30 protein-coding genes and 1 tRNA gene are annotated in these 25,595 nt (G+C 53.8%); 20 read left to right on the top strand and 11 right to left on the bottom strand.

The window, feature by feature from the left end; genetic code table 11:
• Position 1: 1 nt before the first annotated feature.
• Positions 2-1,426 carry a circularly permuted type 2 ATP-grasp protein gene (locus L1I42_RS02470; protein WP_439651461.1) on the bottom strand — a complete coding sequence of 475 codons (1,425 nt, stop codon included), beginning with the start codon at positions 1,424-1,426 and terminating at the stop codon, positions 2-4.
• Between the two features lie 406 nt (positions 1,427-1,832).
• A tRNA-Ser gene (locus L1I42_RS02465) sits at positions 1,833-1,922 on the bottom strand.
• Positions 1,923-2,248: 326 nt separating this feature from the next.
• Between L1I42_RS02465 and L1I42_RS02460 the strand changes: the two genes are divergently transcribed.
• From L1I42_RS02460 to L1I42_RS02445, 4 genes are all read left to right on the top strand, one after another.
• Complete coding sequence (locus L1I42_RS02460; RefSeq protein WP_236112917.1) at positions 2,249-2,584, top strand: hypothetical protein; 336 nt, start codon at positions 2,249-2,251, stop codon at positions 2,582-2,584.
• 2 nt (positions 2,585-2,586) lie between these two features.
• Positions 2,587-3,222 (top strand): peptide-methionine (S)-S-oxide reductase MsrA, encoded by a 636-nt coding sequence (msrA, locus tag L1I42_RS02455; protein ID WP_236112916.1) that lies wholly within the window; start codon positions 2,587-2,589, stop codon positions 3,220-3,222.
• Position 3,223: 1 nt separating this feature from the next.
• Complete coding sequence (locus L1I42_RS02450; protein WP_236112915.1) at positions 3,224-3,574, top strand: MmcQ/YjbR family DNA-binding protein; 351 nt, start codon at positions 3,224-3,226, stop codon at positions 3,572-3,574.
• Positions 3,575-3,648: 74 nt separating this feature from the next.
• Entirely contained in the window at positions 3,649-4,221 is a 573-nt protein-coding gene (locus L1I42_RS02445) for a DUF2799 domain-containing protein (RefSeq protein WP_236112914.1), read from the top strand.
• A gap of 58 nt (positions 4,222-4,279) precedes the next feature.
• Here L1I42_RS02445 and L1I42_RS02440 read toward each other — a convergent pair whose 3' ends face one another.
• From L1I42_RS02440 to L1I42_RS02425, 4 genes are all read right to left on the bottom strand, one after another.
• Positions 4,280-4,915 carry a peroxiredoxin gene (locus tag L1I42_RS02440; protein WP_236112913.1) on the bottom strand — a complete coding sequence of 212 codons (636 nt, stop codon included), beginning with the start codon at positions 4,913-4,915 and terminating at the stop codon, positions 4,280-4,282.
• A 141-nt stretch (positions 4,916-5,056) separates the two neighbouring features.
• Positions 5,057-5,257 (bottom strand): hypothetical protein, encoded by a 201-nt coding sequence (locus L1I42_RS02435; RefSeq protein ID WP_236112912.1) that lies wholly within the window; start codon positions 5,255-5,257, stop codon positions 5,057-5,059.
• A gap of 161 nt (positions 5,258-5,418) precedes the next feature.
• Entirely contained in the window at positions 5,419-6,210 is a 792-nt protein-coding gene (locus L1I42_RS02430; RefSeq protein WP_369413056.1) for an amino acid ABC transporter permease, read from the bottom strand.
• 87 nt (positions 6,211-6,297) lie between these two features.
• Positions 6,298-7,095, bottom strand: coding sequence for a transporter substrate-binding domain-containing protein (locus tag L1I42_RS02425; protein ID WP_236112910.1), 798 nt, complete (start codon positions 7,093-7,095; stop codon positions 6,298-6,300).
• A 280-nt stretch (positions 7,096-7,375) separates the two neighbouring features.
• Here L1I42_RS02425 and speA point away from each other — a divergent pair, with 280 nt between their 5' ends.
• From speA to L1I42_RS02385, 9 genes are all read left to right on the top strand, one after another.
• On the top strand, positions 7,376-9,262 hold the full coding sequence (gene speA, locus L1I42_RS02420) for a biosynthetic arginine decarboxylase (protein WP_236112909.1): 1,887 nt from the start codon (positions 7,376-7,378) through the stop codon (positions 9,260-9,262).
• Positions 9,263-9,286: 24 nt separating this feature from the next.
• Complete coding sequence (locus tag L1I42_RS02415; RefSeq protein ID WP_236112908.1) at positions 9,287-10,498, top strand: saccharopine dehydrogenase family protein; 1,212 nt, start codon at positions 9,287-9,289, stop codon at positions 10,496-10,498.
• 143 nt (positions 10,499-10,641) lie between these two features.
• Positions 10,642-10,770 (top strand): hypothetical protein, encoded by a 129-nt coding sequence (locus L1I42_RS16215; protein WP_255768208.1) that lies wholly within the window; start codon positions 10,642-10,644, stop codon positions 10,768-10,770.
• A gap of 16 nt (positions 10,771-10,786) precedes the next feature.
• The gene (locus tag L1I42_RS02410; protein WP_236112907.1) at positions 10,787-11,173 is read left to right on the top strand and encodes a DUF302 domain-containing protein; all 387 of its coding nucleotides are present in this window, start codon (positions 10,787-10,789) and stop codon (positions 11,171-11,173) included.
• A gap of 85 nt (positions 11,174-11,258) precedes the next feature.
• A complete protein-coding gene (nspC, locus tag L1I42_RS02405) occupies positions 11,259-12,428 on the top strand; it encodes a carboxynorspermidine decarboxylase (RefSeq protein ID WP_236112906.1) in 1,170 nt (389 codons plus the stop codon).
• A 6-nt stretch (positions 12,429-12,434) separates the two neighbouring features.
• A complete protein-coding gene (gene speB / locus L1I42_RS02400) occupies positions 12,435-13,283 on the top strand; it encodes an agmatinase (RefSeq protein WP_236112905.1) in 849 nt (282 codons plus the stop codon).
• 962 nt (positions 13,284-14,245) lie between these two features.
• Positions 14,246-14,656: an MbcA/ParS/Xre antitoxin family protein gene (locus L1I42_RS02395; protein ID WP_236112904.1), complete on the top strand. Its 411-nt coding sequence runs from the start codon at positions 14,246-14,248 to the stop codon at positions 14,654-14,656.
• A complete protein-coding gene (locus L1I42_RS02390; protein WP_236112903.1) occupies positions 14,653-15,348 on the top strand; it encodes an RES family NAD+ phosphorylase in 696 nt (231 codons plus the stop codon). The genes L1I42_RS02395 and L1I42_RS02390 overlap by 4 nt, the downstream gene beginning before the upstream one ends.
• Before the next feature lie 28 nt (positions 15,349-15,376).
• The gene (locus L1I42_RS02385; RefSeq protein ID WP_236112902.1) at positions 15,377-15,844 is read left to right on the top strand and encodes a DUF2267 domain-containing protein; all 468 of its coding nucleotides are present in this window, start codon (positions 15,377-15,379) and stop codon (positions 15,842-15,844) included.
• Here L1I42_RS02385 and L1I42_RS02380 read toward each other — a convergent pair.
• Positions 15,801-16,001, bottom strand: a complete 201-nt coding sequence (locus tag L1I42_RS02380; protein WP_236112901.1) for a hypothetical protein — start codon at positions 15,999-16,001, stop codon at positions 15,801-15,803. The two genes, L1I42_RS02385 and L1I42_RS02380, sit on opposite strands and share 44 nt — an antisense overlap.
• Positions 16,001-17,803: a translation elongation factor 4 gene (gene lepA / locus L1I42_RS02375; protein ID WP_236112900.1), complete on the bottom strand. Its 1,803-nt coding sequence runs from the start codon at positions 17,801-17,803 to the stop codon at positions 16,001-16,003. Before lepA ends, L1I42_RS02380 begins: the two co-directional genes overlap by 1 nt.
• 182 nt (positions 17,804-17,985) lie before the next feature.
• On the opposite strand from lepA, the gene L1I42_RS02370 reads away from it, so the two are divergent.
• From L1I42_RS02370 to L1I42_RS02350, 5 genes are all read left to right on the top strand, one after another.
• Entirely contained in the window at positions 17,986-18,414 is a 429-nt protein-coding gene (locus L1I42_RS02370) for a c-type cytochrome (protein WP_236112899.1), read from the top strand.
• An 18-nt stretch (positions 18,415-18,432) separates the two neighbouring features.
• The gene (locus tag L1I42_RS02365) at positions 18,433-18,891 is read left to right on the top strand and encodes a c-type cytochrome (RefSeq protein WP_236112898.1); all 459 of its coding nucleotides are present in this window, start codon (positions 18,433-18,435) and stop codon (positions 18,889-18,891) included.
• Positions 18,892-19,016: 125 nt separating this feature from the next.
• Positions 19,017-19,610, top strand: a complete 594-nt coding sequence (locus L1I42_RS02360; protein ID WP_236112897.1) for an extensin-like domain-containing protein — start codon at positions 19,017-19,019, stop codon at positions 19,608-19,610.
• A gap of 98 nt (positions 19,611-19,708) precedes the next feature.
• Positions 19,709-20,692 (top strand): iron exporter MbfA, encoded by a 984-nt coding sequence (mbfA, locus tag L1I42_RS02355; protein ID WP_236112896.1) that lies wholly within the window; start codon positions 19,709-19,711, stop codon positions 20,690-20,692.
• Positions 20,693-21,568: an alpha/beta fold hydrolase gene (locus tag L1I42_RS02350; protein ID WP_236112895.1), complete on the top strand. Its 876-nt coding sequence runs from the start codon at positions 20,693-20,695 to the stop codon at positions 21,566-21,568. It abuts the gene before it with no gap.
• Positions 21,569-21,735: 167 nt separating this feature from the next.
• On the opposite strand, the gene L1I42_RS02345 is transcribed toward L1I42_RS02350, so the two are convergent.
• Positions 21,736-22,137: a hypothetical protein gene (locus L1I42_RS02345; RefSeq protein WP_236112894.1), complete on the bottom strand. Its 402-nt coding sequence runs from the start codon at positions 22,135-22,137 to the stop codon at positions 21,736-21,738.
• Between the two features lie 121 nt (positions 22,138-22,258).
• Between L1I42_RS02345 and L1I42_RS02340 the strand changes: the two genes are divergently transcribed.
• Positions 22,259-22,855: a TetR/AcrR family transcriptional regulator gene (locus L1I42_RS02340; RefSeq protein WP_236112893.1), complete on the top strand. Its 597-nt coding sequence runs from the start codon at positions 22,259-22,261 to the stop codon at positions 22,853-22,855.
• 22 nt (positions 22,856-22,877) lie between these two features.
• Here the strand turns inward: L1I42_RS02340 and L1I42_RS02335 are convergent, their stop codons facing one another.
• Both L1I42_RS02335 and L1I42_RS02330 read right to left on the bottom strand, forming a co-directional pair.
• Complete coding sequence (locus L1I42_RS02335) at positions 22,878-24,017, bottom strand: DUF418 domain-containing protein (protein ID WP_236112892.1); 1,140 nt, start codon at positions 24,015-24,017, stop codon at positions 22,878-22,880.
• Between the two features lie 160 nt (positions 24,018-24,177).
• Positions 24,178-24,678 (bottom strand): DUF2306 domain-containing protein, encoded by a 501-nt coding sequence (locus tag L1I42_RS02330; protein ID WP_236112891.1) that lies wholly within the window; start codon positions 24,676-24,678, stop codon positions 24,178-24,180.
• Between the two features lie 119 nt (positions 24,679-24,797).
• On the opposite strand from L1I42_RS02330, the gene L1I42_RS16330 reads away from it, so the two are divergent.
• The gene (locus L1I42_RS16330; RefSeq protein ID WP_236112890.1) at positions 24,798-25,589 is read left to right on the top strand and encodes a LytTR family DNA-binding domain-containing protein; all 792 of its coding nucleotides are present in this window, start codon (positions 24,798-24,800) and stop codon (positions 25,587-25,589) included.
• Positions 25,590-25,595 lie beyond the last annotated feature (6 nt).

The raw sequence follows: 25,595 nt of genomic DNA, 5'->3' as shown, positions 1-25,595 counted from the left end.
ATCAGTCTTCCAATACCCATGTGTCTTTTGTGCCGCCGCCCTGACTGGAATTGACAACAAGGCTTCCGGCTTTGAGCGCAACTCGGGTCAAGCCACCTGGCGTAATGTCCACGCCGTCCGGCGACACCAGCGCGAAGGGGCGCAGGTCCACGTGGCGCGGTGCCAAGCCCTTTTTTGTGAAGATGGGCACCGTCGAGAGCGACAGCGTCGGCTGCGCGATATAATTATCTGGATGCGCTTTGAGTTTTTCAGCAAATTCAGAAAGCTCGCGCTTGCTGGCCGCCGGGCCGACCAACATGCCATATCCGCCAGAACCGTGCACTTCTTTTACGACCAATTCGGAAAGGTTGCTCAACGTGTATTTCAATGCGTCCGGTTCAGAACAGCGATAGGTCTCCACATTTTTCAAGATGGCCTTTTCGCCGGTATAGAATTCGATAATGTCGGGAATGTAGCTATAAACCGCCTTATCATCTGCAACGCCGGTGCCCGGGGCATTTGCAATGGTGATGTTGCCGGCGCGATAGACATCCATAATGCCGGGCACGCCCAAAGCGGAGTTTGGGTTGAATGTGAGCGGGTCAAGATAGGCGTCATCCACCCGCCTATAGAGCACATCAATGGTCCTGTATCCTTGAGTGGTGCGCATCGCGACATGCCCATCGACAATCCGCAAATCATGGCCTTCAACCAGTTCAACGCCCATCTGGTCAGCCAAAAAGCTGTGTTCGTAATAGGCCGAATTATAAATACCTGGCGTCAGGATCGCTACGGTGGGGCGGCCATCGCAAGATGCAGGCGCACAGGCCTCCAGGGAGCGCCGCAAATTTTTAGGGTAGTTGCTCACATTCTGAACCCTGATTTTGCTGAACAATTCAGGAAACATTTGCAACATGGTTTCGCGGTTTTCCAGCATGTAGCTGACGCCTGACGGGGTGCGGGCGTTATCCTCCAGCACATAAAAATCGTCTTCGCCGGTTCGCACAATGTCTGTGCCCACAATGTGGGTGTAAACATCCCCAGGTGGGCTAAAATCAATCATTTGCGGCAAAAATGCATCATTTTCCGCAATCAGCTTTTTCGGTAGAACCCCGGCCCGCAATATTTCCTGCCGATTATAGATATCGTGCAAAAACGCATTGATGGCGCGCACCCGCTGATCGATGCCCTTTGCGAGCTTCGTCCATTCTGAATTGGAGACGATCCTGGGCACCAAATCAAATGGGATCAGACGTTCTTCAGCATCGGCTTGACCATATACATTGAAGGTTATGCCGGTGCGCTTAAACAGCGCCTCTGCCTGTGCTGATTTTTTTGCGAGACGACGATTGTCCTGCTCAGAAAACCACTCATGATAGGAGCGGTATGTGGATCTGATGCCATCATCGGACATCATTTCACTGAAGTGCTTTTTTTGTGGGCTCATATAGATAGAGTACAGCGTTTGCGTTTCTTTGCAAATAAAGCCCTGTATAATTTAACGAAACCAACATAAAGGCTGCTGCATATAGAAGCTTTTCGACGTGCGCTATCTTACAAATCAGCCCCGATCTATGGAAAGAAGGCGCCGTGGCACGATCGCTCAACGCCGCACTGACTGAGCAGTTGAAGCGACATTTGTCCTTTCCTCGACCGATGCGAAGACGCAGCGTCCCCTGACTTGACCCGACCACATGGCAGGCACTGCATCCCAGACTGTTTCGTGAGCCTCACGCGGACACGATGGATCGCAAACGGCTGATATTGCGGAGAGAACGACTAATTCGCGGACGAAAAGACTTCGCCCCTCACCATTCAAGGTGTCGGAGCATTTCGACGGTTAAAAAAGGAAATGGCGGAGAGAGAGGGATTCGAACCCTCGAGACGGTTACCCGCCTACACGCGTTCCAGGCGTGCGCCTTCGACCACTCGGCCACCTCTCCGACGCGGCAGTTTTCACTGCCAGAACATTTGGTCCAAAGCAAGCGACGCACGCTGCTTTTTTGGAGCGAACCAGGCAAGCTGGTTCTTGGCGCCTTCGACCACTCGGCCACCTCTCCGACGCGACAGTTCTCACTGCCGGAATGTGCTGAACGGGCTTTCGTCGCCGTGGCGATTATGCCGAACAGATTGGGCTGCAATATACTGATCACAATCAAGATCGCAAGTGTTCACGAACATGTTTCTGCCGTTGAATTGAATTAATTTATGTTTATCTTGGGGACAAAGACAAATTGCGGCCAGTTGGCCCAGGTGCAAGGCGGCCAAAATGCGATTGACCATTAGATTTATCGGTACGTTTTTTCTCGCCATCACGCTGTTGCTGGTGGTGATGGATGGCGCGCGCATGTTTGCCAGTTCCAGTTTTGTGTTTACCCCGCTGGGGGAGACATGGTTCAAGATCGACCAAGCTTTGGGCACACTCACGCTGAATACTTTGCAGGCGGTGATCCAGCGCTATGTTCATCCCGTGATCTGGGATCCGATTTTCGTGACCATTTTAGGTGCCCCGGGCTGGCTGGTGTTCGGCATAATCGGCGCTTTATTGCTCTATTTGGGCCGCACCCGGTCTCACAAGCGCTTTATGAATGTGGAAGGATTGTAGACATGTTTATGACCAAACCAAGCCATGTGGTGAGCCAGAGTGAAGCGCTGCCCGGGCGCGAGGACGAATTGCCCACCGCCAGCCATCATTTTGTTAATGGCAATCCGCTGAAAGGCCCCTACCCGGCGGGCAATGAGATGCTCTATGTGGGGATGGGCTGTTTTTGGGGGGCGGAACGGCTGTTCTGGCAGCTGGACGGCGTTTGGGTGACGGCAGTTGGCTATCAGGGCGGACATACGCCAAACCCCACCTATCATGAGACCTGCACCGGCAAGACGGGTCACACAGAAGCCGTGTTGATCAATTTTGACCCCAAGGTGATTACGCTTGAAGAGATCCTGCGCAAGTTCTGGGAAGAACATGATCCGACGCAGGGTATGCGCCAGGGAAATGATCGGGGCACACAATATCGCTCCGCCATTTACACCACCAGCCCGGAACAGCTGGCCGCGGTTGAACGGTCCCGCGATCAGTTCCAAGCCCAACTCGACAAAGCGAATATGGGGCGGATCACGACCGAGATTGCACCAGCGGCCCCTTTTTATTTTGCCGAGGATTATCACCAGCAATATCTGGCGAAAAACCCTGGCGGCTATTGCGGCCTGAAGGGCACCGGCGTCACTTGCGCGGGGGCGTAATGTGCTGACGCGCGATCAATTTGAGGATTTTTGCTTTGCCCTGCCGCACACCACCCATGTGGTGCAATGGGGGGACGCCTCGGTGTTTAAGGTTGGGGGGAAAATCTTTGCCATTTACAGCCGATGGGACAATCTGGACAAGGATGTTGTCAGCTTTAAAGCCAGCGATGACAGTTACCGCATTCTGCCCGAGCAAGAGGGCATTGAGCCCGCAAAATATTTGGCGCGCGCCAAATGGGTGCAGGTGAATGAAGATGCGGGCTGGGACACAGAGACTTTTCACGCCTATATTGAGAACGCCTATAAAATCGTTTTTGCCAAACTGCCCAAAAAGGTGCGCGACAGCCTTTAGTTTGCCGCCTTTGTGGAATCTCATATTGATCAAGCAGGCTTTATCTGCCTTGATAGGCAAAAATGGGGATTTTCATGCGTATTCTTTTATCCGTCGGCTTGTTCTTCGCCATCGCACTTTTGGCAGGGTGTGCCAGCCTGAGCAAAGCGCAATGTGAAACCGGTGACTGGGTGCAGGTAGGCTTTATGGATGGGGCGCTGGGGCAAACTTCATCTCAATTTGCCGAACATCAGAAAGCCTGCTCAGAACATGGCATCAGTGTTGACCGCGCGCAATATATGCAAGGATATCAGCAAGGGCTGCAACGATATTGCACCCCCTCGAAAGCGGCTGAGGTTGGTGTGGCCGGCCGCACTTACCGCAATGTTTGCCAGGGGGAAAAAGGGGTTTCGTTTTTGAGAGTTTATGTGGCGGCCAAGGATGTTTACGCCGCTGACACGGAAATTAAGCGAATCCAGCAAGAAATTGAGCAAATCACCAAACAGATCGCCGATTCCGCAACACCGCAGCCAGAGCGGGATCAGCTGGCCCGCCGCCTGACCTGGCTAAACTCGGATTTGAACGATGCGTTCAAGATACGCAGCCGCGAGGAGCGTGAGTTGCGCGATATACAAGCGCAAGAAGAAGCGCGGCTGGCGCGTCTCTAACCCACTAAAAAAGGGCGACCCGGTGGGTCGCCCTTTATCATTTCGATGCTGTTGCCCGTTACGCGCCAGGCTGCTTCACAATGCGCAGATAGGGCTTAACCTCGTTCCAGCCATCAGGAAACTTTTTCTTCGCCTCTTCATTCGAGAGCGCAGGCACGATGATCACATCCTCACCATCTTGCCAGTTCACCGGCGTTGCCACCTGGTGGTTGGCTGTGAGTTGCAGTGAATCGATCACGCGCAGCACTTCGTTGAAGTTTCGGCCTGTCGAGGCAGGATATTCAATCTTCAGTTTGATTTTTTTGTCCGGCCCGATCACGAAGACGGAACGCACCGTCAAAGTGTTGTCCGCATTGGGGTGGATCATCGCATATTTTTTGGCGACTTCACCATCCGGGTCTGCAATCAGCGGGAAGTTCAGCGCTGTTCCCTGAGTTTCCTCAATATCGCCAGCCCAGGCTTTATGATCTTCAATCGGGTCCACGGAAAGGCCCAACACCTTCACGCCGCGCTTTTCAAATTCCGGCTTCAATTTCGAAGTAAAGCCCAATTCTGTTGTGCAAACTGGCGTAAAGTTCTTTGGGTGCGAGAACAAGACCGCCCAAGACCCATTAATATAGTCATGGAAGTTAATGCGGCCTTCAGTTGTGTCCGCTTCAAAATTCGGGGCTTCATCGCCGATCAGCAATCCCATGTCATATTCCTTTCGGTTTGCCAAAATCTTTAAGTACAATATGGGCTTTTAGCACCCGGTTTGAAATAGGCAAACACCGAATGTTTTTGCGATTTTTGGCGAGGGGTGAAAATCGGATTGCGCAAAGCGGCCTAATGTTGGCTAAAACATTCCGGCGCCAAAAGGCCCGCCATTTTGGGTGTAAAATATAAATACAATTATGGGAAGTGTGGAGAAGGTGAGCGCCACCGGCCATCGGGCCGAAAGCGTGCGCGCAACCACGTAAAGCACCAGCACGACAGCGGAAAGCACCAGAACGGTTACGCTGTTCATTTCGACAAAGTTCATCACACGCGCCAGCATTATTTCACTCCAACGTGAATTAACTTATTTCACTGTTCGCGTCTTTTGTGAATTTCCAATCAAGATCACTGTTGGTATTTGAAACGCATTCGAGCCAATATATCGGTCAAACCTGTCGTGATCTTGTGGGTGGCCGCGCCCAATTGGTGAGTTTTGCTGGCTCAATTCGTTGAGGATTGTCGATCCGCCTGCCCTAAAATGCGCTCAAGCCAGCGCACCACCAGTGTCAGAGAAATGGTCATCACCAGATAAAGGAAGGCCACAACATTGTATGTTTCAAAGAATTTGAACGTTGATGCAGAATAGACTTTGCCCAATTGTGTGATGTCCTGCACTCCGAGTGCGGAAACAAGCGCGCTGTCCTTGATCATGGCGACCAGTTCATTGCCCAAAGGCGGCAGAATCATGCGCAGGGCCTGGGGGGCGACGATAAAGCGAAAAATGTGTTTGCGCTTCAGCCCCAATGCCCGGGCAGCCTCGATTTGCCCGCGATCAACTGCTTCGATCCCCGCCCGAAATATTTCGGCCAAAAAGGCCGAATAAGAGATGGTCAAGGCAATAATCGCGCGCCAGGTAAAGTCAAACATGCGCACGGTCAACTCACCCATCAGCCCGTTTGCCTGCAACGGGCCGGTGGCCCAGTTGAACGCGTCCACAAACCAGGGTGCACCAACAAACGCGATATAGAACAGCAACACCAGCATCGGGATGCCGCGAACGATCTCGATATAAAAGGTGGCGCACTCCCGCACCCAGCGCAAAGGGGATAGCCGCAACACGGCCATCACCAACCCCAAAATGACCGCGAGCGTGAACGCCACTGTGGTCACATAAATGGTGGTGGTCACCCCGCGCATCAGCGCCCAAAAAATGGTCTGATAGCCTTGGTCCGCGATAATGTTCCACATGATCAAAACGGAGATCAAAATGGCGGCCAACAGCCAATAGGGCATTTGAAAGCCGCCTTGAGCGCGGCGATGAGGGGCGTGCATATAAAATTCCGAGGGGATTTGCAGGCGGGGATGACCCCGCCCGTCAGATTATTGGTTGGCTTTGTATTCGTAGAACCATTTTTGGTTCAACGCTTCAAGCGTGCCGTCTTCGCGCATGGATTTGAGCGCAGCATTGATTGGTTCAACGAGGTCAGAGCCCGGCGTGAAGATAAAGCCAAACTGTTCGGTGCCCAGCGCATCGCCGACCACCTTAAAGGCCCCAGGATTGGCCCCGATATATCCTTGCGCGGAGGTGTTATCCATCAGCACGGAATCGACATCGCCGCTCTTCAGCGCCTGAACGCTTGCCCCGAAAGTCTCGAACAGCTTAATGCGCGGATTTGCTTCATCCCCGTCCAACACATCATAAACCGCGACATAGAAGTTTGTTGTGCCAGCCTGAGCGCCAAACAACAGATTTGGGTTGGCAGCAAATTCGGCAGCGCTGGAGAAGCGGTCTTCGTCTGCCCGCACCAACATAAACTGCTCAGACGTCATATAAGGATCTGAAAAGTCGACCTGGGTGGCGCGCTCTTCGGTGATGGTGATGCCATCCATGCCCACATCAAACTGACCATCCCGCACGGCCTGGATCATCGTGTCCCAGCTTGAGAGCTGCCAGTCCACCTCAGCATTCAACCGCGACGCGATTTCGTTAAACGCATCATATTCCCAGCCGATGCCCTGCCCTGTTTTGGGGTCCACAAAATTGAGCGGTGTGTAGGCATTTTCCGTCACCGCTACGATGGTGCGCCCCTGCAAATCAGGCAAATCGTCAGCCAGCACCGGGGCAACAGATGCCAAACCGGCTGCAATTAGTCCGAAAAAGGTTGATTTGATCGACATAGTGTTGGGCCTCCCCCAATATCGTGCTGGTTATCATCAAGGGCAGCTTATGCGGGTTGTTGAGGGTTGAAAAGAGGGGCTTGCGTTAAAAAGCCAAACTATGTTGGGATGGTGCGTGTGTCATATTCTGTCGCTACGACAAGGGGATATGCGCGAAAATCGACCGCCGGGGCAAAAATGAATTGACAAAGTGGCCCGGTCAAGCTCATTGGCATTTCGCCTTTAATTGAGACGAAAACTGTATTCTCCGCTTACGCCAACCAATCTGGAGACACCGAAATTGGAAAAGAATCTGGGCGCCGAGATCTACGGCATCGATCGCTGGGGACATGAAATTTTGAGCGTTTTGCCCAACGGCGACGCTGGCCTGATTGATGTTTTAAACCGCGACGCCACACCGGTAAGCATTCCCTCAATTTTGCAGGATTTGCGGGTACGCGGGATCACCACACCGGTGTTGTTGCGGGTCAATTCTTTTCTGCAGTCCAGTCTTGTTGAACTGAATGAAGGGTTTAAGGCCGCCATCCGCGACTATGACTATCAAGGCGATTATCGCGGGGTGTTTCCGGTTAAGGTCAATCAGCAGGCCGAAGTGGTGCGCCGGATTGTGGAAACCGGTGGGCAATATCACTATGGCCTAGAGGTGGGGTCCAAGCCGGAATTGTTGATTGCCTTGGCGCAAAATCTGTCGCGCGAAGCGCTGCTGATTTGCAATGGCGTAAAAGATGAAGAGTTTATCCGGCTTGCCATCATGTCGCGCAAAATGGGCTTCAACACCATCATCGTGCTGGAAAGCCCGAAAGAGCTGGACCATGTGTTCAAGGTCGCAAAGGATTTGAATGAAAAGCCGGCATTGGGCGTGCGGATCAAACTGACCCACCAGATCAAGGGCTATTGGGCGACCTCTTCGGGGGACCGCTCTAGCTTTGGCATTACTGTTGATAATGTGGTTGACGTGGTAGATCGGCTGAAAGCCGAGGGGATGGAAGATTGCTTGGTGTTGCAACATTCCCACCTGGGCTCGCAAATCCCCGACATCAACGATGTTCGCCGCACCGTGAACGAGGCCTGCCGCTTTTACACCGAGTTGAAATCGCTCGGCCTGCCGCTGCAATATCTTGATCTGGGTGGCGGCCTGGGTATTGATTATACGGGCGAAAAGCAAGCAAACGAAAACTCGATAAACTATGGCCTCGCGGAATATTGCGAAGCGATCGTCGAAACGGTAAAATATGCCATGGATGATGCTGGCGTTGCTCATCCAAACATTGTGACCGAAAGTGGCCGCGGCGTTGTTGCGCTATCGTCCATGTTGCTTTTCGATATTTTGGATGTCACCTTATATGACAGTAAGGTTGAGCCGGAAGTGCGCGAGGACGATCACCATCTGATCAGAGATTTGTTGGGCATCACCTCTTATCTGTCCTCCAAGCGGCTTCAGGAATCGGTGAATGACGCGATCTATTATCGCGATGAAATCCGCGCTTATTTTCGCCGGGGCAATCTCAATATTCGCGCGATGGCGCGGGCGGAAAGCGTGTTTCGTTATTTGGTCTCCAAATTTAAGCAATATGCGGCCGAAATCGAGATTCCGCCGCAATTGGAAGAGCAGTTGGACGGATTTGCTGATATTTATCACGGCAATTTCTCGCTGTTTCAAAGCTTGCCAGATGTGTGGGCCATCGACCAATTGCATCCCGTGATGCCCGTGCAACGCCTGAATGAAGTGCCCGAAAGGCGGGCCGTATTGTCCGATATTACGTGCGATTCTGACGGCAAGGTGGACAAATTTGTGCTGGCCGACGGGGTGTCCAACACATTGCCCGTGCATGAGATCACCGATGAGGAAGATTACTATATCGGGGTTTTCTTTGTGGGGGCCTATCAGGAAACGCTAGGCGATTTGCACAATCTGTTTGGCGATACCAATGTGGTCACGATTTCGCTGAAAGAGAATGGCGATTTTGACTTGCTGCATGAGGTGGAAGGGGACACCATTGCCGAAGTGCTGAATGCCGTGGAATATGAAGCGTCGGCCTGTTTGGCCGCGTTCCGGCAGCGGGCAGATGAGGCGGTGAGCCAGAAAGAAATGACAATTTCAGAGCGGCGCGAACTGATTGCCGCTTACAAGGATAGCCTTGCGGGCTATACCTATTTTGAATCTTAGGCGTTAAAACAAAGGATTAAATTGATGGGGAATGTACTTGTCATTGGCGCCGGGGGCGTCGGATCCGTCGGTGTGCACAAAATGGCGATGAACGCCGACATTTTCAGCAAAATCACGCTGGCCAGCCGTCGTAAATTTAAGTGCGATGAGATCGCCAAGTCCGTGAAAGAGCGTACCGGGGTGGAAATTGCCACCGCCGAGCTAGACGCCATGGATGTGGACGCCACGGCTGCGCTGATCAAAGAGACCGGCGCAGAGCTGGTGGTCAATCTGGCCCTGCCGTATCAGGATTTGGCCATTATGGATGCGTGTTTGAAGGCCGGCGTCAACTATCTCGACACCGCCAACTATGAGCCCGAAGATGAGGCCAAATTTGAATATAAGTGGCAGTGGGCCTATCAGGACAAGTTCAAAGAAGCTGGCCTGACTGCGATTTTGGGCTCTGGTTTTGACCCCGGCGTCACCTCTGCTTATGCCACATGGCTCAAGAAGCATAAGCTTAACACGATCGACTATATCGACATTCTGGATTGTAATGGCGGCGACAATGGCAAGCCGTTTGCCACCAACTTCAACCCGGAAATCAATATTCGTGAAGTGACCGCACCGGCGCGGCACTGGGAAAATGGCGACTGGGTGGAAAGCCCGGCCATGACCACCAAATATAAGTTCGACTTCCCTGCCGTAGGCGAAAAGAACATGTATTTGATGTATCATGAGGAGCTGGAAAGCCTGAAGACGCACTTCCCTGAAATTAAGCGTGCCCGCTTCTGGATGACCTTTGGCGATGCCTATATCAACCACGTCACCGTGCTGCAAAATGTGGGCATGACCAGCATTGAGCCAGTGATGCATGAGGGCAAAGAGATCATTCCGCTGCAGTTCCTGAAATCCGTCTTGCCTGACCCGAGCGATCTAGGCGAATTGACCAAGGGCAAAACCTGCATTGGTGACATTGCTACCGGGGAATCTAAGGATAGCGCGGGCCAAAAGACCTATTACATCTATAATATTTGCGACCATGAAGAATGTTATGACGAAGTCGGGTCGCAGGCGGTGGCCTATACAACAGGTGTGCCCGCGATGATTGGTGCAGCGCAAGTGCTCAAAGGCAATTGGGCCGAGCCTGGTGTTTGGAATATGGAGCAGCTTGATCCAGATGATTTCATGGACATGCTCAATCTGAACGGCCTGCCCTGGGAAGTGCATGAGCTGGACGCACCTGCCAATTTCTAGTTTTTTGAGGGGCGGGTGACCGCCCCTTTAATTTGCCGGCGTTGATACCTATATAAGACATACGTAATATACCGCATTGTTGATGTGGTTATTCTCCAGCGTCAGGAGTTGGCGCATTAGGTTGATAATGTCAGGAGATCGGCATGATGAATTGGAATGACATGGGCTCAGGCATGGGTTTCGGTATGGGATTTGGCTGGCTGTTCGGCCTACTGATCCTTGTTCTTGTGGTGCTCGCCATCGCGGCACTTATCAAATATCTGCGGAATTAACAGAAAGGCTCTAAAGATGACTTATACAATCAACCGCCTTATCGCCGACACGAATATTGATGATGTTGATGCGCGCGCCAGAGACGCCCTCGCAGATCTGGGCTTTGGCGTATTGACCGAGATTGACGTCAAGGCGACCATGAAGAAAAAGCTCGATAAGGACATGCCATCCTATCGCATCCTGGGGGCGTGCAATCCCCAAATGGCATATGAAGCGATCGGGCTCGAACCCCGTGTGGGGGCGATGTTGCCCTGCAATGTGATCTTGCGCGAAGTTGAAGGCGGCATTGAAGTGAGTGCCATCGATCCAGTGGCCTCCATGCAGGCCATCGACAATAGCGAATTGAAGGATGTTGCCGGGCAAGTCAGGGACATGCTGGCGAAAGCCGTCGAAAACATCTAACAGTAATCGGGTCGCCGCCATATCATTTATGGCGACGCGCCCCCTATATCTAAATACTGACTTGTCTATTGCGGAGCTTTGATCAATGGCTGAAATGATGCAAACCCAAGCCGGGGATGCCGGGGCCTTTAAGTCCTTTGATCTAAACCGCGTGCCGACGCCCTGTTTTGTGGTCGATGCGCAAGCCATTGAACGCAATCTCAAAGTGCTTGCAGATGTGAAGGCGCGATCTGGCGCGCATGTGCTTTCTGCGCTCAAGGCCTTTTCCATGTTTGAAGTGGCGCCTTTGATATCGCGCTATCTCGATGGCGTGTGCGCCTCCGGCTTGTACGAGGCGAAGCTCGGGCGGGAAGAATATCAGGGCGATGTCGCCACGTTCTGCGCAGGCTATAAGGACCATGAGATTGACGAGATCATCGCCCTTTCAGATCATATGATTTTCAATAGCCCTAGCCAGAAGGCGCGTTTTCTGGCCAAATGCCAGGCCGCCAAGGTGAGCGTGGGGCTACGCATCAACCCCCTTCATTCTGAAGGCGAAATTCCCAAATATGATCCGTGTGCTCCCTGCTCTCGGCTGGGCACCCCCATCAATCAGTTGGACGATGACGTGCTGGATGGCGTTGATGGATTGCATATGCATACGCTATGTGAGCAAGGCTTTGAGCCATTGGCCCGCACCTGGGCGGCGATTGAGCAAAAGCTTGCCCCCTATCTGCCCAATTTGAAATGGCTGAATTTCGGCGGCGGGCATCACATTACCCGTGCCGATTATGACCGCGAAGGTCTTATCGCGTTTATCAAAAACATCCGCGAGAAATATCAAGTGGATGTTTATTTGGAGCCCGGCGAGGCTGTGGCACTGGATGCGGGCATTTTGGTGGGCGAGATTCTGGATCTGCCGCAAAATGTGATGGATTTGGCGATCACCGACATTTCCGCCACCTGCCACATGCCGGATGTGATCGAGGCACCCTATCGCCCTGCCCTGATGGGCGAAGCGGAAAGTGGCCACACTTATAGACTTGGCGGCCCCTCCTGCCTCGCCGGCGATGTGATTGGCGATTACACTTGGAGCGCACCTTTGCAGGTGGGCGATCGCTTCGCCTTTTTGGATCAGGCGCATTATTCTATGGTCAAAACCAACACGTTTAACGGCGTGCCCCTGCCTTCGATTGCGCTTTGGGACAGCGAAACCAATGAGCTGAAGATGGTGCGCGAATTTTCCTATGATGATTTTAAAAACCGGTTGAGCTGAGGCGGTATGAGCATTTTTCTGGACAGTGAATTGAGCGCGCAGGAGCGCCAGCGGGAAGCGGCCAAATTTGTGGTGATCCCCATGCCGCTTGAACGCACCGTTTCTTATGGCGCGGGCACAGAGGCTGGCCCGGGCGCGATCATTGAAGCGTCCAACGAGTTGGAGCGCATTTGCATTGACCGTGAACCGGCGCTAGATGGCATATGCACTGAACCTGCCGTTGCTTGCGATGGGCCATTGCCAGAGGTCATGGAACGGTTGGCAGCGCGCACGGCCTTGGCGGTGGAAGAAGGCAAAATCCCGGTGACCTTGGGTGGCGAACACTCACTCACTTATGGCGCGGTGACCGGCGTGTCACGCGCGCTTGGGCGCAAGGTTGGGATTGTACAAATTGATGCCCATGCCGATTTACGCATCGCCTATCAGAGCGAGAAACACTCGCACGCCTCTGTAATGCATCTTTTATGCGAAGATGGCCATCAGCTCGCGCAGTATGGCGTGCGGGCACTGTGCCAGCAAGAAATTGAGTCGCGCGAAAAATATGGCGTGACGTTCATTGATGCCGAAGAATTGGTGATGGAGAATATCACCAGCGCCGTGCTTCCAAATGATTTCCCAGAGGAGCTTTATATCAGCTTTGATGTGGATGGGTTGGACCCCTCCATCATGCCCGCCACCGGCACCCCGGTGCCCGGCGGGTTGGGCTATTATCAATCACTCTCCATCATCGCGTCCCTTTTGCGAGGGCGCAAAATTGTCGGCATGGATATTGTGGAGCTGGCCCCCGATGACCGCAGTCAGGCCTGGGACTTCACTGCGGCGCAGATTGCCTATCGATTGATGGCATTGGTTTAGGGGCTGATCCATCGCAGGGCTGTGGTGGTCACTTAGAGCTATTGCCCCCCACACACCCGGTACACCCCGGACTTGATCCGGGGTCCATGCAGCGTTGGTGACGTTACGGAAAATGCCGCTGCTTTGTGCCTCACATAGCCGCTACATGGATTACCGGGTCAAGCCCGGTAATGACGGTAGGTGGTGGAGCTAAACCTGCGTCCTCACCGCCCCTTGTCATCTCGGCACCCCGTCGTCTGCTGCGGTGTCGCTCCTTGCGCTCACGCCGCGCGGTTGGCCCGGCACCCCCGCCATCTTTCTCGCGGCCGTCGCTCACTGCGTTCGCTACCCCGGCACTCCGCCATCTTTCTCGCCGCCGTCGCTCACTGCGCTCACTACCCCGGCACCCCCGCCAATTGGTACCAGACGCCAGTGTTTGACGTGCCCTGTTATCCCCCACCGTCGTCACCCCAAGACTTGATCTTGGGGTCCATTTCACGTTGGCAAAGCTGTAGGGTGATAAAAATATAGGTGCTGCGCCGCGGCCCGCAAATGGATTGCAAGATCAAGTCTTGCAATGACGGTGGGGCTGGGTTGAGCTGAGAATAGCCTTCAGGCTGGTCATGCGGCGGTGTCGTCGTCTCGGTCCCATTTCTTTAAGCGCCGCCATCGTTTGCTGCGCTCACCCCTTTGTGCTCGCGCCACGGGGCTGGACCGGCACCCCCAGCATCTTACGCGCCGCCGTCGCTCGCTGCGCTCACTACCCCAGCATCCCCGCCGCTTTTCCCGCCGCCGTCGTTCGCTGGGCTCACTACCCCGGCACCCCCGCCGCTTTTCTCGCCGCCGTCGTTCGCGGTGCTCACTACCCCGGCATCCCCACCGCTTTTCTCGCCGCCGTCGTTCGCGGTGCTCACTACCCCGGCATCCCCGCCATATTGCCAATTGGCAAATTTTGCACTATATTTGCCATAAGGAGATATAGTATGCTCAATGAAGTGCCGCGCACACCGGCGCGACCGGACCATAAAGAGATCAGCCAAGATGAGGCCGCGGCGATGGCGCGGGCTACGGTGAATTTGTTTCGGCGTTGGGGGTTAAGCGATACGCAAGCGCGCCAGCTTTTGGGCGGCATGGCACCGCGGACCTGGGCGCGCTGGAAAAAGGGTGATATGGGGCGCATTGATCGGGATTTGGCCATGCGCATGTCCATTTTGATGGGGGTGCATAAAGGGCTGCGCTATATGTTCTCTGATCCGCATCGTGGCTATCAATGGGTCAAAAAGCCCAACACCGCCTTTGCCGGACAATCGGCGCTGGATGTGATGCTCGGCGGCTCTATTTTTGATCTGGCCCGCGTGCGCGATTATCTGGACGCGGAGCGCGGTGGCGCGTGAAGATTGATGACATTCCAACCCGGCAGATCACTTGGGCCCGCACCTTTCGTCTAATCCGTTCCATCTATCCGCCGATTGATTTGTTTGAAGATATTGCCGATCCGGCCGATTGGGAGGCGCTGGCCTCGGCGGAAGCCAAAAGTAATCCGCGCGTGGTAGACCAAATCGGCAATCTTGCGCTGGTGCCGCCCGAGCGCCGCGTCAATGGTGTTGGCGCCAGCTATCTGATGGCCCCCTTCACCCATGTTTCGAAAGACCGTCCGGGGCGGTTTACCGATGGCAGCTATGGTGTTTATAGCGCTGGCGATAGAGAAGAGGTTGCCCTCTATGAAGTGGCTTATCACCATGGGCGCTTTATGGCCGCCACCGATGAAGCGCCCGGTTGGACCTCACAATTCAGGATGCTGGTGGGCGGCCTTGATCAACTGCTGCACGATCTTAGCGAAGTTGAAGAAGCGCTGCGGCCGCATGATTGGACGCATAGCCAGAAAATTGGTGCGAAATTGCGTGCGGCGGGCAGCAATGGAGTGACCTATCCCAGCGTGAGGTCGCCGGTGGGTCGTTGTGTCGGGGTTTTCTGGCCGGACCTGTTGCCTATTCCGCATCAGGCCGATCATTTCGACCTGCACTGGAATGGCGCCGATGTGGACAAAGTGCGTAATTGCAATAGCGGGCAAATATTTGCACTCTAGTGTTTAGTTTGAAGCGGAGTTTATCCCGATGCCGATGCCGCAAGAATATCAACGGGCCACCATCATTTACGATCAGCTTCTGACCGAGCTTTGCGAGGAGTTGCATCTGGCAACCCGTAATCAGGCCTATACGTTGCTTCAATCGGTGCTGCTGGTGTTTCGCCGTCGTCTCACCGCACCGCAGGTGTTGCTGTTTGCAGCAGTCTTACCGCCGATGGTTCGGGCCATTTTTGTGGCCGGCTGGCATGAGGCAGAATATGTACCTTTATTCAGCACCGGCGACGACTTGATCGAGGAGGTCAAGGATTTGCGCCGGGCCCATAATTTTGCTGATGAGCATGCGATCATCGGCGTCACGCGTGTCCTGCGCCGCTATTTGGACGACCAACAGCTTGATGCCGTTCTCGCCGATATTTCGCACGAGGCTGCCGATTATTGGCAAAAGGGCAATGTCAGTCTTTGCGCCGAAACGCCAGATATTCGCGCAGGCCGGTGACAAAATAATACAGCGCCACAGCGAACCCGAGCAAGACCGAATAGTAGGTCACGCTGCCCTGTTCGGCTGCGTCGGGGCCAATCACAAAGGTCAGCGCAATCAGCGCGACGAGGACCGCGCCGACAATTTTGCCCATGCCGGGATCATTCAAATTCACTAGCCGTCTCCCATTTTGAGGGCCTTGATGAAGGCCTCTTGCGGAATCTCGACTTTGCCAAACTGGCGCATTTTCTTCTTACCGGCCTTTTGCTTGTCCAACAGCTTCCGCTTCCGGCTAGCATCGCCACCATAACATTTTGCCGTCACGTCCTTGCGTAGCGCCGAAATGGTTTCGCGGGCGATCACCTTACCGCCAATTGCGGCCTGAATCGGGATTTTAAACAAATGCTGCGGGATCAGCTCCTTGAGCTTTTCGCACATGACACGTCCACGAGCTTCAGCGGCAGAACGGTGCACCAACATAGAAAGCGCATCCACCGGCTCCCCATTGACCATGATGGACATTTTGACCAGATCGCCGGCGCGATAGTCGGACAACTGATAGTCAAAGCTGGCATAGCCTTTGGAAATGGATTTGAGGCGATCATAAAAGTCAAACACCACCTCGTTGAGCGGCAGATCATATTGCACCATGGCGCGGCTGCCCACATAGGAGAGATCAACCTGAATGCCACGGCGATCCTGACAGAGCTTCAAAATGCCCCCCAGATATTCATCCGGCGTCAGAATATTGGCGCGGATCCACGGTTCGCGCACTTCCTTGATTTTCATCACATCGGGCATATCCGCCGGGTTGTGCAATTGCTCCATCTCGCCATTGGACATTTCCAGCTCATAGACCACGCTCGGCGCGGTGGCGATCAGATCAAGGTCAAATTCGCGGCTCAACCGCTCCTGAATGATTTCCAGGTGCAACAGCCCCAAAAAACCGCAGCGGAAACCAAAGCCGAGCGCGGCAGAGGTTTCCATTTCATAAGAGAAGCTGGCATCGTTCAAGCGCAGCTTGCCCATGGCAGCGCGCAGATCTTCAAAGTCGTTGGCGTCGACAGGGAACAGACCACAGAACACCACAGGCTGCGCCGGGCGGAACCCGCTCAGAGCTTTTTCACATGGCTTTTTCGCGTCTGTGATGGTGTCACCCACATTGGTGTCGGCCACTTCTTTGATCGAGGCGGTGATGAAGCCGATTTCACCCGGACCCAGCTCGCCCGTTTCGATCAGCTTGGGCGTGAACACGCCCACCCGGTCAAGATCGTAGATCGCGCCGGTATTCATCATCTTGACCTTTTGGCCCTTTTTGATTTTTCCATCGATCACGCGGATCAGCACGACAACGCCCAAATAGGAGTCATACCAGCTATCCACCAACATGGCCTTGAGTGGGGCATCCACATTGCCTACCGGTGGCGGCAGGCGATCCACAATCGCATCCAGTACCGTTTCCACCCCGAGGCCGGTTTTGGCAGAAATTTCCAGCGCATCAGAAGCGTCCAGACCAATGACATCTTCGATCTGTTGTTTGACCCGCTCCACATCGGCCGCTGGCAAATCAACCTTGTTGAGCACCGGTACAATTTCGTGGTCCACCTCGATGGCCTGATAGACATTGGCCAGGGTTTGCGCCTCAACGCCCTGCGATGCGTCTACAACCAGCAAGGAGCCTTCACACGCGGCCAGCGAGCGGTTCACCTCATAGGCAAAGTCAACGTGGCCTGGCGTGTCAATCAGGTTCAAAATGTAGGTCTCGCCATCCTTACCTTCATATTTCAACCGCACGGTCTGAGCTTTAATGGTGATCCCGCGCTCACGCTCAATATCCATGCTGTCCAGCACTTGCTGCTGCATTTCACGCTCGGTCAAGCCGCCTGTGAGTTGAATCAGGCGGTCCGCCAAGGTGGATTTACCGTGGTCGATATGGGCAACGATGGAGAAATTGCGAATGTTTTTAAGCTCTGTCATGGTGCAGGTGATTACCAGCTTTCTTTTCACAAGAAAAGAGAAATTGGCGCACATCTAAAAAAAGCCAAAACGCCCGGCAGGCGGCGAATTGGTCCGCCCATCCGGTCCGCGTCTGAATACTTGACCTTCCCCCTGCTGGAAGGGGTAGATAACCCTCACGGAGTACAATCTAAAGGTGTCGCATGCGCAAGGTGGTTTTGGGGTTTATTTTGGTCGCTTTAGCAGCAGCCGGTGGCTGGCAGATATACCTAAATATGCAACCTGCCCCGCTTCCATCGACACCTGCAGAAAAGCCAGCACCACCCGAAGGCTTTGTGTTGCCCACGCTTAGTGTAACGGCAGAACTAGGTGAACGGTCTTTTGACGAGAATTGCATTGCGTGTCACGGCGCTTATGGGCTAGGCACCGAGAATGGTCCACCCCTGGTGCACAGAATTTATGAACCAAATCATCATGGTGACATTGCTTTCTTGATGGCGGTGCGCAATGGTGTGCAGGCTCATCATTGGACTTATGGCAACATGCCGTCCATTGACGGCCTGTCCGAACAAGAAGTCGCCAATATTGTGACCTATGTTCGCGCGTTGCAAAAAGCGAATAATATCTTTTAGCCTACGGAGCCTCCCTGTATGAATGCTAAATCACCCTTTCCCCGCGCGTTTTTCCTAATGCTTGCCCTTGTCGCCTCAGTGCCTTTGGTGTTTGCCCATAGCGGGGCTATGGGCCCGACAAAGGAGCGCATGGATGCAATGGGCGAAACCAAAGCACACCTCAAATCGCTACGCGCGGCCACAACCGGCAACGAGGTTGATGCGGCGGCGGCGCAAAAAGCGTTGGACGAACTCAACGCCTTTGCTGAAGAGTTGCCAGCCCTTTTCGACGAGCGACACTTGCCAGATGTAAGCGAAGCGCGGGCTAAAATCTGGGACCAGCCGGAACAATTTGAAGATGAAATCCGTTTCTTTAGTCAGAAACTGGAAGAAGCGCGCGCCCAACTGGATGAGGACCCCGCTCAAGTGCTGCGCACGGTGGCGGCGGGTTGCGGCTCGTGCCATGACGATTTTCGCCGAAACAAAAAATCAGAATAACCTTGAGGCATTGAATAGGAGGGAAGATAATTTTCAAAAAATCCCTCCTCTTTACGCTTCTGTTGTTTGCCATTGCGACCGCAGCACTTGCTCAACCTGAACCGCCCAAGCGACCGCAAGAGCTCGTGACTGCGCAAAGTCAAGGGCTGCAGCCCGGCAGCCCTCTTTATCAAGTTGCTTGTCCGGCACTATTGAGTGATCGGATTGACGCTGAAATCCTGCCGCCCATTGAGGATGCGGGATGCGGCACCCAATCTCCCTATCAACTCAACGCCATCGAGATTGACGGACGCAATATTCGCTTGGCGACGCCTGTGACTATCAATTGCGCCATGGGCACCGCGTTCATTGGCTGGGTTAAGCGCGTTGATCATCTCAGCCGCACCATCCATGGTGCTGGACTAAAACAGCTGAATACGGGCACCAGCTATGTTTGCCGTCGTCGCAACAATGCCGACACAGGCAAAATTTCAGAACATGGATTTGCCAATGCGATCGACTTGACCGGATTTGTTCTAACAAATGGCGCGACGGTGAAATTGCCTGATGCATGGACGGCTGAGGATGAAGACCAAAAGCTTATCCGACAAAGCCATAAGCTTGGTTGCGACATTTTTACGACCGTGCTCGGCCCCGAAGCCAATGCAGCGCATAAGGATCATTTACATCTGGATCTGGGCTGCCACGGTGCCCGCTGCCGATACAAAATTTGCGATTGATTGTCGCCACGCCGGATTTATTTCAGCCGTGTGTTGTTCTTGCCAAATATCAGGTCTAGATTGATATCATCTGGCTGTTTTAATTTGGGATTTAAGTCATGTTAAATCGCGTTCTGGGCGGCAATCGTCGCCGTTTTGACGACCTTTCTGAAGCTGAAATTCTGGCGCTGGCGATCTCCGCGGAAGAAGATGATGCGCGCATCTATGCCGCCTATGCCGAGATGCTGCGGAATGAGTTTCCCGCATCGGCCAAAGTGTTTGACGGCATGGTTGACGAAGAAAATGAGCATCGCGGCATGCTGATCGACATGTTCAAGAAAAAATTTGGCGACAACATCCCGCTGGTGCGTCGAGAGCATGTGAAAGGGTTTTTGGAGCGCAAGCCTCTTTGGCTGATGAAGAATTTGCCGCTGGAAACCATCCGCCAACAAGCTTGGGAAATGGAAGAGGCGGCGCAGAACTTTTATCTCGAAGCCCTAAAGCGCACCAAAGACGCTAATATCCGCAAATTGCTGGGCGATCTGGCGCTGGCCGAGCAGCACCATAAGAATGCCGCCAATGATCTGAGCGATGAACATTTAGGCGAAGCGGCGCTTGAAGAAGAGGACAAGCAAAAGCACCGCAAATTTGTGCTGACCTATGTACAGCCCGGTCTGGCGGGGCTGATGGATGGCTCGGTTTCCACGCTGGCGCCGATCTTTGCGGCGGCCTTTGCCACCCATTCGACCTGGGAGACCTTTCTGGTGGGCCTTGCCGCCTCTATCGGTGCGGGCATCTCCATGGGGTTCACCGAGGCCGCTTCTGACGATGGTAAGCTGACCGGGCGAGGTTCGCCCATCAAGCGCGGTTTTGCCTCCGGCATCATGACCACCCTAGGCGGGCTGGGACACGCCCTGCCCTATCTGATCCCGGATTTCTGGACAGCCACCGTTACCGCCATTTGCGTGGTGTTTGTGGAATTGTGGGCCATCGCCTACATTCAAAACCGTTATATGGATACGCCATTCTGGCGCGCCGTGATGCAGGTGGTGTTTGGTGGCTCATTGGTCTTTGCAGCTGGCATCTTGATTGGCAACGCGTAAATGGCAGGCACGAAAAAGGTCGATATGATCTATAGACCCGAATTTTTACCCGCAACATTCGTTGAGCGGGACCATGTGCGCCTCGCTTATGGTGATGTGGGACCAAAGGACGGACCGGGGGTCTTTCTGGTGCACGGGCTTGCGGCTTCGGGCATGCAGTTTACCGCTGATGCCCACTATTTTGCCGATCTCGGCTATCGCGTGATTGTGCCCGATTTGCGCGGGCACGGTCGTTCCGGCAAACCGGCGCAGACGGATCTTGACGCTTTTTCCATTGCGGAGCTGTCAAATGACATTCTGGCCGTTGCTGATCATGTCGGCGCCCAACACTTCCATTATGTGGGCAACTCCCTCGGCGGCATCATTGCGCTTTGGGCGCTGGCTGATCATGGCCCACGCTTCCGCAGCTTTGCCAGCTTTGGCACCACTTATTCGCTGACCACACCCAAAGCCGGTGTTGGGGTATTGAAGTGGATTTATAAAGTCATGGGGCCCAATTTGATTGGCAAAATTGGTGCCATTGGCACCACCAAAAACAAACAAGCCCGGCCGTTGGTTGAAGCGATGCTGCGGTCGATCGATGTTGACGTCGTCACCAAAATTGTCGGTCATGTGGGGGACTACGACCTGATTGATCGCGCTGTGAAGTATGACGGTCCCATTCTGATGCTAAAATGTGGCCAGGATAAATCAGTGAATGCAGCCCTGTCTGCCACCCTAGCCCAAATGCAACCGCGCGAAAATTTTACACTCATTGACGTACCGAATGGCGGCCATTGTGCCAATCTGGATGCCACGGATGAGGTGCGGCAGCATTTGCTCAATTTCTGGCAACGTGTGGAACACGATCGAACACCATTGGCAGCACGGTCATAATTGTTTCGTCCAACTGTCACAAATATGCGCTTTTAGCCCCATAAGTGGTGGCCGGGAAAAGCGCCGCTTGCGCACGTCGATAGGCCTTTATGCGTCAAGCATACAGGAAGTGTCGCCGTCGTTTTGCATGTGTGGTTCCTCCCTTGACCGTCATGCGGGGTCGGGTGCTAGTGCACCCGACCTTTTTGTTTGTGCCAGCCAATTTGCGCTACCACCGCCATGGCGATGAACAGAACCCATTGGGGCATGGGCCGCAAGGATTGCAGGTAATAGATGCCCGCGACGATAAAGATCAAAGCGATGCCGGCATAAACGACATTGATAAACAGCACCATATCCCTGGCGCGCTCGCCCCGCTTCGCTGCCAGAAGCAACGCCAGACCGACCACGATCAACAACAGGCTCACCTGGTTCCAGATCACATCCAAAATTGCAAAAAGCACATCAGGCATTTCGATTTTTGACAAAGGCAACATGATCTCCGGCGTACCTGCAAAGATGTGGATTGCGGCCACCGCAAGCGACATAAGGCCCGCCGCGGTCCACCAGATATTGAGTTCATTTTTCATAATTATCCCTTTCCATACGGCGCCGTATGTATTGCATTTATTCATCAAACGCCATACGGATGCGTATGTTCGGGCGCATTTGTCGCAGATTTGCGACAAGCTGACCGTGTAAGGATTAGATATGGCAAACCAGGAAAAACCAAAACGCAAGCAACTCTCCGCTCAGGATTGGCTGTTGGCCGCTATCGTGGCCATGGCGCAGGGCGGGGTGGACAATGTCAAGGTAGAACGGCTGGCCAAACAATTGGGCACCAGCAAAGGGTCATTCTATTGGCATTTTAAAGACCGCAAGGATTTGCTGGATCAATTGATCCGCTATTGGGTTGAACAGGGCACCAACGCTGTGATGGCCGCCAATGAAGCTGCAGGCAACAGCCCGCAAGCCAAGTTGCACAGCCTGCTTCAAGTTGCGCTTGATGAGCCGGTGGGCACCTTAAGCTCGGCGCAAGGGGAAATGGCCATCCGCGGGTGGGCCATGATTGATCCGCATATCCGTGAAATTGTCAGCCAGACCGAGCAAACGCGCATTCAATATGTCTCCACGCTGTTGCAAGCGGCTGGACTGAATGCGGCTGAGGCGCACCGGGGTGCCGAGCAGCTTTATTTGCTGCTGCTCGGTTTTTTTGCCAGGGCCAGCTATGCCCCGGACACAGCTGATTCCGCACGGCAAGCCGTGCTCGACCATCTCACTGCGACCATGAATATGGCTGCGAAATAGCGCTTTTGGCACAGGAACGCCGCTAGGACTTTTGTTCTTCGGCGATGTTTTTCTGTGTCCCGGCATAGGTGATGCCTCGTAGAACCCACTCGAACGGCCCCAGTTTAAATCTAGCCCGCCAAAGGGTAAGCGCAATGATCAATACAAGCGTGACCGCAATCGCGATGAGTGTGGCGGTGAGTGGATCGACTTGTGACCAGAGGCCCAAACCATAACTCGAAAAGATCGTCGACAAGACTATGGACTGCCCCAGATAGACACTCAGGCTGGAGCTACCGGCAGTCAATAACCGCGTCATGATCGGGCCCGGTCGTGTGGATAGCGCTGCAATCAGTCCGAGATAACCAATGGTGGAGATTGGTGCCGCGAAAATAGTGAGGATCATACCAATATCTTCCGGGCCCCATTGCCATAGGCCAGCCCCAAGAAGACTAAGCCCCACACCAGGGATCAGGCAAAAACGGCGGGCGCGTTGCCATAGCGGATGGTCAGCCTTGTCGATCATGCCAGACTTAACTGCCGCCAAACCAAGGCAGAACCAGCCCAGGGCCGACGTGCCTTGTGCCACGAGCACAATAGGCAGAGTGATGGCAAAACCAATGACACGAAAGATAACAGCGTCGATAAAACCACCTTCGGTCATGATTTGGCGTTCCAACAGCACAATATCGGCAGGCGTTTCAGGGGTGGCCAAAAATGCGGGAACTGCCAAGAACAGTTGAAGCACCAAAAGGATCACGCCGGTCTTCACCAAGCGACGCACCGACCAGTCTTTAAAAAGATAAAGAATAGAGCCAGTGATGGCATACACCACTAGAATATCTCCGGGGAATAACAGGCAACCATGCAGCACGCCGAGCAAGAGCAATCCGAGCATGCGGTTTCGATAAATATGGCCAAATGACAGATGGCGACGAGCCGCTGACTGCAATAAAAATCCTAGCCCCACCCCGAACATAAAGGAAAAAAGACTATAGGATTTCAATAGCGCCAGCCCATTGACCAGCCAAAGTGTTACGGCATCGGTTGTCGCAATATCCTCGGGCAGGGCAAAACCGTCCAACACCGAAAATGCAATGAACTGGACATTGACAATCACAATTCCGAACAAGGCGAAAAGCCGCAGATAGTCTGGCATTAAGGCACGGTCAGGTCGGGTCATCTATAATGGCCTTTCTTGGTAAGTTGCGCACCGATTGTCACAGCAATAGGTGGGCAGGACAAGCGCCAATCTTAGACGGGTATCTGCCCGCATAACTGGCGATTTAATATGAATGTTTTTGTTAAAGGTGATGTTGGCCATTGGCCGCTGGTCAAGATGCTTATCTATGGGGGGACAAAAAGTGCTTTAACTGTTTTTCCCACCGCAAATAGGCCCCAACAATGACAAGCAGAAGGGCCAACAAAACAGAGGGGAATAACGTTCCGTCTTCAAACAACAGCATGTTCAAACGGCGGCCGGGCAGCAACGCAAGCATGAACGGTACGCCAAGCGCGCCCCAATACATGGACAACATTGCCTCGCGATGGGCCTGCACCTTTTTCGCGCGGATATCGCGGATGCCGGTCCAAAGGCCCATAATCGCGAAGGATATAATCAAATGGATCGGGCTAAACGGGCCAATCCACTCAAACCCGTGGATGAAGAAGGCACTGAAGATCACAATCGACATACTGCTGACCCAGCTCCAGCCCATAATCTTGTGGGCACGTGAGCCTTTTTTTGCATAGAGCATATAGCCACCCAACCCGATGCAATAAAGCGCGGCAATGATATGGATGATTACCGGCAAGGGTGCCGTTGCCAAAATTTCAGTGTTCATCGAATGCCTCAGTATCCAATTGCAATGGTGCGGCCGATTGCGCCGCTGTCTTGTGTGCGATAAAGGAGAACACTAAGTTCAGTCACAATGCGGATTTCGCAAAAATGGGAGAGTGCTTCGTGAACGAAGGTCCTTTGCAATTGACGCTTCGCGAAATGCGCGAGATGTTTGGCTCCGGCCGCGTCTGGGCTGGCATCGTCACAGTGGCTGTCATTGTGGGACTGATCGGGCCATTTCAGACCTTCTCACATTTTTCCACGGGGCCCCGCCTTGGCTATTGGCTGACAACGGTGGCGATCACCTATACCGGCGGAGTCTTCGCGGGCAGTTTGGTGATCAACGCTTTCGAATATTATTTCAAAACCACGAATGCGGTGTTGCATGTGATGGTGGCGGGCCTTGGGGCGGGCACTGCAGTGGCGATCTTGATTGTCCTGATCAATGGTATCGCGCTGGGCGATTGGGAGATTCCCGGCTTCCAATCCTTTATGGTCTGGGTCTATTGCGTCGCCATTTCCATTTGCATCTCCACCCTGCACTATTTGTTTGATCGCCCCAAGAGCGAGGTGATCAACCCGCCAAAACAAGTGCCTTTAATGGCGCGGCTGAACGTGAAAAATAGGGGACAGCTCTATTATTTGTCGATGCAGGACCACTATGTGAACATTGTCACCAGCAATGGGGCGGAGCTGATCTTGCTGCGGCTGGCGGATGCGATCAAAGAGACGGACGGGGTGCGGGGGGTGAAAATCCACCGCTCCCATTGGGTTGCGCTTGATGCGGTTGCCGAAACCCGCAGGAAAGGCAGCGGCATGGTCGCCGTGATGAAGGACGGTGCGGAACTGCCGATCAGCCGCGGGCAAACGGAGGCGGCACGCGCCGCCGGCCTGTTGCCGATCGCACCGGCCTGATTCAGC

The organism is Maritalea mediterranea, assembly GCF_021568695.1.
In the GTDB taxonomy this organism is placed as follows: Bacteria; Pseudomonadota; Alphaproteobacteria; order Rhizobiales; family Devosiaceae; genus Maritalea; species Maritalea mediterranea.
The sequence above is the reverse complement of the archived record's forward strand: the minus strand, read 5'-3'. Positions and strand labels throughout refer to the sequence as shown.

Excerpts from the sequence above, each read along its gene's own strand:
- L1I42_RS02470 (WP_439651461.1), bottom strand. The coding sequence starts at position 1,426 with ATGAGCCCACAAAAAAAGCACTTCAGTGAAATGATGTCCGATGATGGC.
- L1I42_RS02460 (WP_236112917.1), top strand. The coding sequence starts at position 2,249 with ATGCGATTGACCATTAGATTTATCGGTACGTTTTTTCTCGCCATCACG.
- msrA (WP_236112916.1), top strand. The coding sequence starts at position 2,587 with ATGTTTATGACCAAACCAAGCCATGTGGTGAGCCAGAGTGAAGCGCTG.
- L1I42_RS02445 (WP_236112914.1), top strand. The coding sequence starts at position 3,649 with ATGCGTATTCTTTTATCCGTCGGCTTGTTCTTCGCCATCGCACTTTTG.
- L1I42_RS02440 (WP_236112913.1), bottom strand. The coding sequence starts at position 4,915 with ATGGGATTGCTGATCGGCGATGAAGCCCCGAATTTTGAAGCGGACACA.
- L1I42_RS02435 (WP_236112912.1), bottom strand. The coding sequence starts at position 5,257 with ATGCTGGCGCGTGTGATGAACTTTGTCGAAATGAACAGCGTAACCGTT.
- L1I42_RS02430 (WP_369413056.1), bottom strand. The coding sequence starts at position 6,210 with ATGCCCTATTGGCTGTTGGCCGCCATTTTGATCTCCGTTTTGATCATG.
- L1I42_RS02425 (WP_236112910.1), bottom strand. The coding sequence starts at position 7,095 with ATGTCGATCAAATCAACCTTTTTCGGACTAATTGCAGCCGGTTTGGCA.
- L1I42_RS02415 (WP_236112908.1), top strand. The coding sequence starts at position 9,287 with ATGGGGAATGTACTTGTCATTGGCGCCGGGGGCGTCGGATCCGTCGGT.
- L1I42_RS16215 (WP_255768208.1), top strand. The coding sequence starts at position 10,642 with ATGATGAATTGGAATGACATGGGCTCAGGCATGGGTTTCGGTATGGGA.
- L1I42_RS02410 (WP_236112907.1), top strand. The coding sequence starts at position 10,787 with ATGACTTATACAATCAACCGCCTTATCGCCGACACGAATATTGATGAT.
- nspC (WP_236112906.1), top strand. The coding sequence starts at position 11,259 with ATGGCTGAAATGATGCAAACCCAAGCCGGGGATGCCGGGGCCTTTAAG.
- speB (WP_236112905.1), top strand. The coding sequence starts at position 12,435 with ATGAGCATTTTTCTGGACAGTGAATTGAGCGCGCAGGAGCGCCAGCGG.
- L1I42_RS02395 (WP_236112904.1), top strand. The coding sequence starts at position 14,246 with ATGCTCAATGAAGTGCCGCGCACACCGGCGCGACCGGACCATAAAGAG.
- L1I42_RS02385 (WP_236112902.1), top strand. The coding sequence starts at position 15,377 with ATGCCGATGCCGCAAGAATATCAACGGGCCACCATCATTTACGATCAG.
- lepA (WP_236112900.1), bottom strand. The coding sequence starts at position 17,803 with ATGACAGAGCTTAAAAACATTCGCAATTTCTCCATCGTTGCCCATATC.
- L1I42_RS02370 (WP_236112899.1), top strand. The coding sequence starts at position 17,986 with ATGCGCAAGGTGGTTTTGGGGTTTATTTTGGTCGCTTTAGCAGCAGCC.
- L1I42_RS02365 (WP_236112898.1), top strand. The coding sequence starts at position 18,433 with ATGAATGCTAAATCACCCTTTCCCCGCGCGTTTTTCCTAATGCTTGCC.
- mbfA (WP_236112896.1), top strand. The coding sequence starts at position 19,709 with ATGTTAAATCGCGTTCTGGGCGGCAATCGTCGCCGTTTTGACGACCTT.
- L1I42_RS02350 (WP_236112895.1), top strand. The coding sequence starts at position 20,693 with ATGGCAGGCACGAAAAAGGTCGATATGATCTATAGACCCGAATTTTTA.
- L1I42_RS02345 (WP_236112894.1), bottom strand. The coding sequence starts at position 22,137 with ATGAAAAATGAACTCAATATCTGGTGGACCGCGGCGGGCCTTATGTCG.
- L1I42_RS02340 (WP_236112893.1), top strand. The coding sequence starts at position 22,259 with ATGGCAAACCAGGAAAAACCAAAACGCAAGCAACTCTCCGCTCAGGAT.
- L1I42_RS02335 (WP_236112892.1), bottom strand. The coding sequence starts at position 24,017 with ATGACCCGACCTGACCGTGCCTTAATGCCAGACTATCTGCGGCTTTTC.
- L1I42_RS02330 (WP_236112891.1), bottom strand. The coding sequence starts at position 24,678 with ATGAACACTGAAATTTTGGCAACGGCACCCTTGCCGGTAATCATCCAT.